This is a genomic window from Chitinophaga pinensis DSM 2588 (assembly GCF_000024005.1).
Taxonomy (GTDB): Bacteria; Bacteroidota; Bacteroidia; order Chitinophagales; family Chitinophagaceae; genus Chitinophaga; species Chitinophaga pinensis.
The window spans coordinates 2,518,124-2,530,474 of record NC_013132.1; the positions used below are offsets into that span (position 1 = coordinate 2,518,124).

Annotated in this window: 7 protein-coding genes; 5 read left to right on the forward strand and 2 right to left on the reverse strand. The window is 42.7% G+C overall.

All coding sequences use genetic code 11. The features are described from left to right. The first annotated feature begins 57 nt into the window (after positions 1-57). The 4 genes from CPIN_RS10370 (at position 58) to CPIN_RS10385 (ending at position 5,436) form a co-directional block, all read left to right on the forward strand. Positions 58-1,329 carry a tellurite resistance TerB C-terminal domain-containing protein gene (locus CPIN_RS10370; protein ID WP_012789737.1) on the forward strand — a complete coding sequence of 424 codons (1,272 nt, stop codon included), beginning with the start codon at positions 58-60 and terminating at the stop codon, positions 1,327-1,329. Then, positions 1,326-2,627: an ATP-binding protein gene (locus CPIN_RS10375; RefSeq protein WP_012789738.1), complete on the forward strand. Its 1,302-nt coding sequence runs from the start codon at positions 1,326-1,328 to the stop codon at positions 2,625-2,627. Before CPIN_RS10370 ends, CPIN_RS10375 begins: the two co-directional genes overlap by 4 nt. Beyond that, the gene (locus tag CPIN_RS10380; protein ID WP_012789739.1) at positions 2,624-4,750 is read left to right on the forward strand and encodes a DEAD/DEAH box helicase; all 2,127 of its coding nucleotides are present in this window, start codon (positions 2,624-2,626) and stop codon (positions 4,748-4,750) included. The genes CPIN_RS10375 and CPIN_RS10380 overlap by 4 nt, the downstream gene beginning before the upstream one ends. Positions 4,751-4,968: 218 nt before the next feature. After that, on the forward strand, positions 4,969-5,436 hold the full coding sequence (locus CPIN_RS10385) for a hypothetical protein (RefSeq protein ID WP_148230541.1): 468 nt from the start codon (positions 4,969-4,971) through the stop codon (positions 5,434-5,436). 220 nt (positions 5,437-5,656) lie between these two features. Here CPIN_RS10385 and CPIN_RS10390 read toward each other — a convergent pair whose 3' ends face one another. Then, entirely contained in the window at positions 5,657-8,158 is a 2,502-nt protein-coding gene (locus tag CPIN_RS10390) for a glucosidase family protein (RefSeq protein ID WP_012789741.1), read from the reverse strand. A gap of 214 nt (positions 8,159-8,372) precedes the next feature. On the opposite strand from CPIN_RS10390, the gene CPIN_RS10395 reads away from it, so the two are divergent. After that, positions 8,373-8,903: a hypothetical protein gene (locus tag CPIN_RS10395; RefSeq protein ID WP_012789742.1), complete on the forward strand. Its 531-nt coding sequence runs from the start codon at positions 8,373-8,375 to the stop codon at positions 8,901-8,903. 137 nt (positions 8,904-9,040) lie between these two features. On the opposite strand, the gene CPIN_RS10400 is transcribed toward CPIN_RS10395, so the two are convergent. Then, a complete protein-coding gene (locus CPIN_RS10400) occupies positions 9,041-11,842 on the reverse strand; it encodes a bifunctional aconitate hydratase 2/2-methylisocitrate dehydratase (RefSeq protein ID WP_012789743.1) in 2,802 nt (933 codons plus the stop codon). Positions 11,843-12,351 lie beyond the last annotated feature (509 nt).

A 12,351-nucleotide genomic window follows, 5' to 3' on the forward strand; every position in this document is an offset into this window, starting at 1 on the left:
CACTGTCGAGATTACCCGCTTATCACTATCTGAAGAAAATGAATTATTTTGCCGCGCATGGCGAAGATAACTACCCGACCAGTTAAACCTGCCAAAGCAGCAGGCGAGACTCCACCCACAGAAGAAAAACGTTATGGCAAGTTTCAACTCACCAAAAGAGAACGGGCCTGGCTTCCATTGCGCTCAGAAACTCCTTTTCAGCGCATCAATGAATGCTATGACATGAACGTCCGGCTATACATCACCTGTATGAGATCCTTAAATGAAGAGCGACAGGCGGAAGGCGATAACGTCGAGGATTACATCATAAGACTGATGAAGGACGCCCGGGTAGCTGTTCATGGCAGACATGGGAAAGATGACCGGTACGACATATATTATCTGCTTTTCAGGAAGGTAGAAAATGCTTTCAGAAGGAAATATCACCTCGGCCGGATACATGATACTTTCCTGTTTGACAGAGAAGTGAAGAAACTCGAAAACTCGCTGGGTGTCGTTTTTAACAGGATTGTAGATCAGCATGCTGACACGATTATGCCTGCCAGTGACGCTTTGCAGGCACAGTTTTATAAAAGGATGCCTAAACGATGGGCTGATTATTACAATTATAATGTAGAAAAATCTGTCAATGCCGATAACTGGCAGGAATGGTTAGCGCATATCGACCAGATGCCTGTTCCGGTGGATAAGAAGGGCGCTGCAGATTCCTTCTGGTTCTGGGTGGCTAAGTTATTTGGTACATACGACCGGCAGGTCGCCGCTACCTTTTACCTGAAATATATAAACGCCGTTGCCAGTGAAATAGACATTAATTCCCTGTCACGGTTAAAAGCTACTTATGGGAAATTCGTTTCCAATGAAAAGGAATTAAAAGCGCTACAGCTATTAATAAAGGAATTGATTCAGCACAGGGATCTCAAAGCTGTACTGGCGGAAGTGCCTTACATCTATAACAGGAAATATACCTCTGTAGAACTCGATGAACAGGCTATTGATAAGGCGGCCACCAAACATGCAGATACGGTAAAAGTACTCAATAAATTATTAGCAGAGGAAGAAGTGGCTACTGTCAAACAACCGAAAAAAGCCACTAACAGCCAATTAACACCTATACAAACCGGCTTGTTGCAGCTATTTCAGCAACACAAATTTACCCTTACTAAAGATGAGGTAAGCAAGTATGCCAAGAGTCATAAGCTCCTAAAGAATAAATTAATAGAAAGCATCAATGACGCCTGTCAGGAGCTGCTGGATGATGTATTAATCGAGGAGACGGGAGAGGGCTATGAAGTACTTGAAAAATATTACCACAAAATTATCCTTGTATGATAGAGCATGTCAAACCAAAAGAAGCAACAGCTATCATTAATTCTTTGTTAGGCGGGGTGGTACCGAAGATCGGTCTCCAACATATTACTGTAGGCCGCTCAGCTGAAGTGGCATCGTTTCTGACTGCGCTGGAAGATGTAAAGAACGGGCATAGCATGATGAAATTCTGGATTGGTGATTATGGTTCCGGCAAATCATTCATGATGCACCTGCTGAATACGGTGGCAATGAAACAAAAATTTGTAGTAGCGAATGCGGACTTCACTCCGGAGAACCGCCTGTATTCAACTGAAAATAGAGCTACGTTATTATACACTGCCATCATCGATAGTCTGGCCATTCAGTCAATGCCGGAAGGCGGCGCATTACCAACTCTGCTGGAGAAATGGATAGAGCAGATCATGTCCGAAACGGCGGAGGAACTTGATATAGATGTAAATGATGTAAGAGAGGAGAAATATGTGAAGCAATTGCGTGCTAATATGGAACGCAAGCTGAACGAGGTGACTGACATTGGTAGTTTTGAGTTTAATAAAGTGATTGTAAAGTATTTTGAAGCCTATCTCAGGGAAGACGACGAATTGCGCATATGTGCATTGCGTTGGCTGAAAGGAGAATATCGCAATAAGACCCATGCGCGGATGGAACTGGGGGCAAGGGAGATTATCGACGATGGGAACTATTACAATATGCTTAAAAATTTCTGTCGGTTGTTTGTAAGCATGGGATACAATGGATTTATCATTAATCTGGATGAAGCGATTAATCTCTATAAAATCACGATGTCGCATAACCGGGAGAAGAATTATGAGAAATTGTTAAGCATGTATAATGACTGCTTTCAGGGTAAGGTAAGTCATCTGTTCTTCAATATCGCCGGTACGAGAGAATTTCTCGAAAATGAAAGACGTGGATTGTTCAGTTATCATGCGCTGAAGTCAAGACTGGAGACAAACAAGCATGAAACAAACGGTATACGCGATTTTGCGCAACCGGTAATTCGCCTGTTGCCACTGGACAATACGGAAGTATTCGTACTGCTGCAAAGTTTGCGACAGATCTTTGAATTGAATTATAACACTACCATCAACATCGACAAAGAAGACATTCGTCAGTTCATGGAAGATATCTATAACAAGCCGGGCGCTCATGAATTCCTTACGCCCCGCGAAGTGATCCGTGATTTCCTGAATGTACTCAGCATCATGCGACAAAACCCGGATCTGGATAAAAGAGCATTTATAAAGAAAATCAAGATACGGGATGAACGGCCCCATGATAATATCAAAGAAATATGACGGCCTATGAAATGTTGAGTGAGCCCATTCGCCGGTATGTAAGAGATAAAAAATGGGAAACACTGCGTCCGATACAGGAGGCTGCTATCACGAGGATACTCAGTACGGACAATCATTATATACTTGTATCAGCTACGGCATCCGGCAAAACGGAGGCTGCTTTTCTGCCTGTGTTGTCCGCGGTGGACTTTAAGCAGCCAGGCATTCAGGTATTGTATATTTCACCGTTGGTAGCACTTATCAATGACCAGTTTGAACGGGCGGAACTGTTATGTAAATACCTGGATATACCAGTGACAAGATGGCACGGAGAAAGTAATCGTTCCGATAAGATGAAGCGTATAGAAGAGGCGCATGGTATTCTACTCATCACACCAGAATCAATAGAAGGTTTATTTTCAAACCGGCCAGAACGGGGACGGGTACTCTTCTCTAATTTGCAGTTTATCATCGTTGACGAGGTTCATAGTTTTCTGAATACAGATCGTGGATTGCATCTGCGTTCGTTATTATCGCGTATACATGCGCTGGCAAAGACGAAGCCGGCAAGAATGATCGGACTTTCTGCCACTATCGGAGATTATGAAGCTGCTAAGCAATTCACCGGAGAGCCTGACAGGACAAAGGTACTGGTGGATAGTACGCCTAAACAGATGCAAGCGGAGTTTGTGTACTGGCCGGTAAGCGCCTATAAGGGGTTTAGCGACGCTTTTATCAATGATCTGTATGAGGATACTAAGAACAGCAAGGTTTTGCTGTTTCCCAACAGTAGGAAAAACGTGGAAGAACTGGCCTCAAAACTGCGCGGAAAAGCAGAACAACATCAGGGGCATACCGCGTGGTTTTCACATCATGCATCTTTAACCAAAGAGCAACGGCATTATGCAGAGGAATTTGCGAAAAACAGTACGCGGCAGCCTTACTGTATCATTTGTACTTCTACATTGGAACTTGGTATTGATATAGGTTCTGTAGATCTGGTGGTACAGGTAGATGCCTCGCCTTCTGTTGCATCGCTTATTCAGCGCACAGGGCGTAGCGGGAGGCAGGAAGGTGCTATGAGCCGCCTGTTGATGTATGCCACCAGACCATGGTCCCTGCTGCAATCTATTGCCTGTTGGGAATTGTACCAATCAGGTTATGTAGAGCCGTTGAAAGACAGGACCAAACCTTTCGATATTCTTTTTCATCAGATTTTATCGATTGCCAGAGAGTGCTATGGTATAACCCGCAAAGCATTGGTAGAGCGGATCATGGGGAATGCTGTTTTTAAGGAGCTAAGTAAAGAAGAAATCACGGGTCTGATCACACACATGGTAAAGGAGTCATTCCTGGAAGACCTGAAGCGAGAACTGATTGTTGGGTACAAGGGAGAAGCAATCACGAATTCCCGGGACTTTTATGCGATGTTCAGTTCACCCGAAAAGATAAAGGTTGTACATGCAGGTATAACTATTGGTTCCATTGATGAAGAAGATGCGTATGCGCTTTTTCCTGGCACCTGTATATTGCTGGCCACAAAAAGCTGGATGATCACTGATATAGACCGGCTGGCCGGTAAGATAACGGTGGTGGCGACGAACAAGTCCGGAAAAACATTTTTTTCCAGTGAGGGGATGGCTGTGCATCCTAAGATAGAGGAGAAGATGCTGGAGCTGCTTTGTACAGATACGCTGAAGGCCGAATTGCAACCTGATGCGCTGGCTTGCCTGCATACACTCAGGGAGCAATTTTCACGTGTGGTGCTGCATAATTTTGAGTCTGAACGCCCTGTATTTATTCATCAGGGATTCATCACCTGGTTTCCATTTGCAGGTGACAGAATACACAGTACACTGGCTTATCTGCTGAAGGAGGTCGATATGCACCCGGATACGCCTGGTATGGAGCTGACCCTGGAAATTGGATTTTCAAATTTGCTGCCATTACTTAAAAAGGAGATATTACTATTACCACAGCGTATAAGTGATATCATGGATCATAGTCCCGATACTTTTTATACCGGCAAGTGGGGAAGGTATCTGCCACTCAGCTTAAAGAAGCAGTATGTAATGGAGGAGGAGTTTGATATAAAAGGTACTGCGGCGTTTATTGAGAGATTGAAGCTGGTGAAGATCGTTTAAGAGCCGATAATTTTTATCCGGTTTTATAATTGATTTGATGATACTTGAGACATATTTGAAAGGAAGAAGCACTTTTAAACATGATAATGAACACATCAGGTATACTAATATGTCTTTTTTTTTCTTTTCTATCCGGTAATACAGATGAAAAGATTGATGACTTATTTCTTCAATGGAACAGGCTCACTTTGTGCACGCTGGAAAAAACGTGTAATAATATGAAACAGGAGAATGACAGTTCTCTATGTGCTAATCGCCTTGCAAGTTTACCATATATGTGGTCAGTAACAACAGATAGTCTTAACAGGGACTCTATCAGATGGCGGTTTTTGAAGAAAATAACAACAGATGCGCTACCTCTTAAAAACAATTGGACAATAATAGAACTTAAAAAATCGGGTGAAGTGGTTCGAATACTTAATTATGTGATTTGTTACAGGGAATCAGATGCTGTTGTATTTACTTATCGTTATGAAAGTGGAAGCTGGCAGAAGGTTGGTGAGAAAAATGCATCTTTAACCAGAGCTGATGCTGAAATTCCTGTTAAACGTGCCTCATTTTCACGAACAGGCTATCAACACGATGTGATTATCACTAATTTTTCTGACGACTCACTAGTGTCATCTATTTATTATATGCCGTATATGCTTCGCAACGGTAACCGTATTGTTAAATTATTAAACTAGTATAAGAAAGCTGCGTGGTTTAAGCGGTTAAAAGTTAACATAAAAAGAGGCAACTTATAAAAAGCTGCCTCTTTTTATGCTCATAAGTGTAGGACCTTTCTCGCTCAATAGACTAATGATTTTAAGAATCTCCTGTAGCTGCTATACAGGAATGCCAGATATTATCGATACTTATTGTTGCTCAATAACATACTGTGTATGGAGGATTTTTTACAAATACTCAAATGTCTTTTTTGATGGTGACTTTCAGCTGCCCCGGAATGCCGGATGCAATGACCATACGGCCTTTGTTTGTAGTTTTTAATCGTTTTGTCAACTGGCCGGTATTGACCGTGTAATAGCTATCCGATGCCAGGCCATTTATTTCCATTTTTACCTGCCCTTTGCATTGTAATCTGAACGAGAGATGTTGTTCATCCCAAAGGAGGATTGTCAGGTCTATATTTGGTTTTCCGGCAGTTTTTTTTACTTCCAGTGTGCAACTGTCTTGATTAAGATGAAAATAACGAAGCCCCGTCTGCGAGTTTGCTACACCGAAACCTGTTGAGGAGGAAACTGAAAAGTGGTTTCCACTCAGCTCATATTTTCCCTGGTTGAGTGTAACCTGATAGGCAGTGTCACGAAGTATATATCTGAATGAGGTACCATCCAGCGAGTTATTCAGGTGCGGCTCAAGGCCCATCCGGTTCCATTTAGGCCGGATGCCATATATATCGCGGTATAAGGCTGTTATTGTTGTGGATATTCCTGCCAGTACGTCATCACCGAGTCCTTGTTGTGTTACCCTGCTATACCGTTGTGAGGACAGTCCATCCAGCTGGTATTGATGAAGGATGTTCTTGATATATTTTAGTGCAATGTCCCTGTTATACGACGCGTAGGCGCGGACGCCCAGATATCCCCATGTTGGAAAGATGTCTCCATTCTCGTACTTGGGGAACGGCCAGTTCCCCCCGGACACCTCTTCTTCTTTAAATGAATCGAAGCATAATGGCCAGTGAAAGAGTTTTTCACGTGTCATACGTTGCTCAATGCTGTCAAGGAGTATCTTAATACGTGCAGGCTGATCACATATACCAAATGCAATGGCGGCAAAGTTCACAGGAGTAACCATATTATTGCCATGTATGCTGCCATCATTATCCCGCCAGTAAACATATTGTCCGTCTTTTTCAGACCAGAACCCTCCGGCCTCAGTAGGTTTGTTAAATGCTGTTTTCAGCTTTAGCGCCAGCGAAGCATAATATTCCGACTTAGGTGTATCGCCCATTATCCGCTCGCAATCTGACCAGCGCAGGAGTGCTTCGTACATCTGCGCATTTACAAAAGCATTTTCATAACTGGCCCAGACAATGTCCAGCCAGTCGCTGGCTGTTTTTTCTGCGATGTTATGATTCACCATTTCAAAGATATCATTGTGGTTGCTGTCTCTCCGGATAAGCCAGTTCAGGGCTTTTTCGCAGCTTTGCTGATGCGATCTCAGCCAACTGAGTTTTCCTGTAATGTCAAATTGTTCGCAGACATTGATGACATAACCTGTTTGCGAATCGACAGTATAGCCCCACATCGCTTCATAATACCCTGTTTCTTTGTTATAGGTGCCAGGGATCTCATCTCCGGGAACATTGTGCCAACGGGACAGTACCCTTCCGTCTGGCTTGATGGCCTGGTCACGTTCCTGGTCAAGGGTCGCTGAGAGGTTGCGGTCATAATTCGGGTCATTCAAAGCCAGTCCTATCTGTGCAAAAAATGGTTCATGCAGGCATTTCCAATTGGTCAGCCATCCATTACCGCCGCTGATGTTGTTGTCAACTACGCCATAACGACCGGTGGTATTCAGCAATTCGCGGACAGCGGTGGCGTTTATGCCTCTTAAATTGCCCCTTGAATATACTTTCGGATAGTCTACATAGGCTATATCATATCGGACCTTGACTTTACTTTTCCTGACCTTATATGGCGCAAAAACGAGGGCTTTACCCCGTATAAAGCGACTCAGATGATAACGTTGTTTTAAACAGGAATCACTGATCATGTGGTTAACGATAAATTCGTCTTTATCGCTGTGACTGTAGCGGACGGCCGTTTCATGATCTGATGTGGCGCGTGTAGTGATCTTTAATCCATCAGCAGATGCGGTATTCCACAAAGTAACGTCGCCGGTATGCACGCCATAAGTATCATTGATTTCACTGAGGTATTTGCACCAGACAACACCACCATTACCGAGAATGCCTCCAGTCCAGGTATTCAAATGCTGAAAAGCCCATTTAGGAAATGCGTTGTCATCCAGTATAGCGTTATTGCTGTATTCACGTGTAATTTCCCAACTGATATTGTCAGGGGTGTAAGAGAATTCCCAGGTTTCATTGACGCGCAGACTGTCATCGCCATAACTGATACCAGATATGACCAGTCTGTTTTTTGATGGCCGTATACTTGCTGGTCGGCCGGAGGCGCTATTATATGCTTTCCCTGAGTGAAGTAAAATACCTGTAGTAACTCCGGATGCCGACAGGAGGTTAGCACCACCATTGATGTGAAGTGCTTTTATCATAGCGCCGTTGTTATAGTCAATCAGCAGCGTAACAGCATTTCCCGGGCAGGAGAGCTGTATCTGGTGGGCTGTTGTGTCAGGCGTGGCCGCAAACAGCTGCATCTGCGTGAACAATACCAGGAGTACAGAAAGCAGCGTAACACGCTTTAGTATAATAATTTGCATATGCGTTATTGTATATCTGTGGGCTTTACAACCATTGTTTTGATTGTACTGCTACCATAAATGTATTCAGCTTTTTCCGGGTAATAGCGCAGTTTTTTTCTTTTTAAGTTACACTTTTTGATATTTTAGTTGTTAGCGCTGGTAGAATTTGCACGACGAATGAGTGCTGTCTGGCATATTAACGCTCATATACCTATAAAAAAATATTAGATAAATGATAAAATGCATAGTTATTACCTTGCTTGTCTCTATGATGGCTTGTACTGCTGGCTCAACCAGTTATAAGTCTTTTGATTTTTCAGACAATAGTATTAAAAAGAAAATAGTCTTGCCTTTACCTCTAAGTTGGGATACATTGAGGCTGCCAGAATTCCTGGACGATCATTTAATTTTTAATAAATATGTGGGCGAGAAGGATTCATCCGCCTGGATGAATGTCCGTATTTATAATGACAGCAGGTTTAATTCGGCAGATTTGAATTCACTATTAAACTGGCAACTGGAAGATGTGGTGAATGCTAACTCACCAGTTAAAGTAGAAAAACACATCGGGCGGATTGGCAAAGTGCAACGGAAAGCAGGTATATTGAGTATTGCATACCCTGGAGATACTATCAGTCTTTTTTCAAGGGAAATTATCATTCATGATAAAGCTATTGTGATATTGTTATCCGTGGTTGATAAGAAGAATGAGAAGCGTATTGAAGAGGTATTCAGGAAGATAAAATCAGAGATAGATCTTTGACAAATATTTTGTATTTGTCATTGACGGGACTTCTGACTGATAGATTGAAAATCCTGTTTTTGTTTTCACTAAACGCTATAAAAACAATACCCCTACTCGCAGGAGCAGGGGTATTGTTTTTATAATGATTTAAAACATTAGTAAGACAGACTGTCTGTACGTGTTGCGGTTGTAGTCATGTTTTTCAGCGGAGGCGCGAACTTCGTCAGATCGATACCTACTACTGCTGCTTTATATTCTTCCATATTAGGAATTCTTCCAAGGATGGCAGAAAGAACAACTACTGGTGTAGATGCAAGCAGGGATTCACCTTTTTTGCGATCAGAATCTTCAACGACTCTTCCCTGGAAAAGACGCGTAGAGGTAGCCATTACGGTATCACCTTTAGCTGCTTTCTCCTGGTTACCCATACAAAGGTTACAACCTGGACGCTCAAGATACATCATGTTTTCGTATTCGGTACGAGCAGCGCCTTTTGGAGCATTGTCGTTGAATTCAAAACCAGAATATTTCTGAAGTATTTCCCAATCTCCTTCTACCTGCAGTTCATCAATGATATTGTAGGTTGGTGCTGCCACTACAAGTGGTGCATTGAACTCAACTTTGCCATTCTGATTTTCCAGATTTCTGAGCATCTGAGAAACAATTTTCAGGTCACCTTTGTGTACCATGCAAGATCCAACGAAACCAAGATCTACTTTTTTCTCGCCGCTGTAGTATGAGAGCGCACGAATGGTATCATGGGTATATCGTTTTGCAACATCATCGTTATTAACATCCGGATCCGCGATCATTGGTTCAACGATAGCATCCAGGTCAATTACAACTTCTGCATAATATTTTGCGTTCTCGTCGGGCGTTAAAGCTGGTTTCTCACCTGATTTAATTTCTGCGATTCTCTTATCAGCTCTGTTGATCAGGCCCTGCAGTACTTGTCTGCTGTTGTCCATACCCTTATCAATCATGATCTGGATTCTGCCTTTAGCAATTTCCAGTGATTGGATCAGGGTATCATCTTCAGAAATACAGATGGAAGCTTTTGCTTTCATTTCTGCAGTCCAGTCGGTGAAGGTGAATGCCTGGTCAGCAGGGAGTGTTCCGATATGCACTTCAATGACTCTGCCCTGGAAAACGTTCTCTCCTGCAAATTTCTGCAGCATCTGTGCCTGTGTAGCATGTACCACATCACGGAAATCCATGTGATCCTTCATTTCTCCTTTGAAGGTTACTTTCACTGATTCCGGAATAGGCATGGATGCTTCACCTGTAGCCAGTGCGAGGGCAACGGTACCTGAGTCAGCACCAAAGGCAACACCTTTGGACATTCTTGTGTGGGAGTCACCACCGATGATGATTGCCCACTCGTCTACCGTAATATCGTTCAGTACTTTGTGAATAACGTCTGTCATGGAGTGATATTCGCCTTTCGGGTCACGGGCAGTGATCAGACCAAATTCGTTCATGAATTTCATGAGTTTTGGAATGTTTGCCTGTGCCTTTTTATCCCATACGGAAGCGGTGTGACAGCCTGACTGGTAGGCGCCATCCACAATTGGCGAAATCACGGTTGCTGCCATAGATTCCAGTTCCTGAGCAGTCATCAGACCAGTCGTATCCTGAGAACCTACGATGTTCACTTCTACGCGAACATCTGAACCAGCATGTAATACTTTACCTGGAGTTGTGCCAACGGCATTTCTGTTAAAAATTTTCTCTACTGCTGTCAGACCCTGACCTTCGTGAGAAATTTCTTTTGGCTGAGCGAATACAGGGGGAATTTCGATGTTCAGGAGTTTTGCGGCGATAGTCTGGATCTTTTTACCAAATACGATCGCATATGATCCGCCAGCCCTGATAAATTCCATTTTCTGCGGCGTCAGTGCCTTGGAAATGTCAATCAGTTCTTTATCGCCGTTATAAAGTTTCTTCTTCTTTGTGTTGATTGTCAGTACGGTGCCGGTAGCCACAGAGTATACTTCTTCGAGAATATGTTCACCAGCTTCATTACGAATCAGTTTACCATTTTCGTCTACCTTTTTTACCCAGTTTTTGAGGTCAATACCGATACCACCGGTAACATCAACAGTCGTGAGGAAGATAGGGGAGATACCATTAGTACCACCTACAATAGGGGCAATGTTAACAAATGGAACATAAGGACTTGCCTGTTTGCCTGTCCAGAGTGCCACGTTGTTTACGCCGGACATCCTTGATGAACCTACACCCATGGTACCTTTATCAGCAATCAGCATCACACTCTTGTCAGGGTGTTCTGCCTGTAATTTCTTGATTTCAGCCTGTGCTGCAGGGGTGATCATGCATTTACCATGCAGTTCGCGGTCAGATCTGGAATGCGCCTGGTTGCCAGGAGAGAGCAAGTCAGTCGAAATATCACCTTCACCAGCGATGAAAGTCACTACCTTAATTTCTTCAGGTACTTCAGGCAGTTTTGTGAAAAACTCAGCCTGAGCGTAACTTTCAATGATCTCTCTCGCTATCGGATTTTCATTTTTGAATGCCTCTTTCAGGCGGTCTGTGTCCGCATCGTACAGGAAAACCTGTGTTTTGAGCACCTTAGCAGCTTCTTTTGCAATCGCCGCGTCATTACCCAGGGCCAGATCCAGCAGCACTTCAATGGAAGGACCTCCTTTCATGTGGGATAACAACTCAAAAGCAAAAGCAGGTGTAATTTCTTCTACTTTAGCTGTTCCAAGGATGATCTCCTTTAAAAACTTAGCTTTTACACCAGCTGCACTCGTGGTTCCTGGTAACACATTATAAATGAAGAAATTAAGAGAATCTTTCCGGTGCACATTTGCCAGATCTCTAATTTGTTCGATGATTTCATTTAACAATTCGGCACCATCAATCGGCTTTGGATGCAGTTCCTGACCTTTTCTTTCTTCTATTTCCTTAAGATATTCATTATAACGGCTCATACAATTTTCTTTTTGAATGCGAGTCCGCAAAGGTAACTAATGTCTATAATATTACACAGCGATCTAAATAAGATCCCACTTTAATGGGGTAAAAAGAGAAATTCTTATATCGCTGATATGGGCCATGTTTGCGTTGTGGAAACGTAATCGTTTCGTTTTCAATGAAAAACGATCTTAACAGGTTGTTGTATGTTAATTTATTAAATGCTAAATCTGTTATATGACAGTTTTGACAGAATTTATTTTTGAAATGTTAGGTAATACGGAGATGAGGTATTAAGCAAAATTGCACGTGATGGAGATGAACAGCTGAATCGAGGTTAAAAAGTGATATACAGAGAGCTATCGAGTGACACTATCTATATTTGGAAGAGTACAAAGCCTTATCAAAGTTATTATACGATAACAGGAGAATCAGCTAACCCTCCAGCTCAGAAATAGAATTAGCGAGGTATTACAAAGTAAAATTCTGGATTTATTCATTTTTTCATAAAAGACCTAGTCATTAA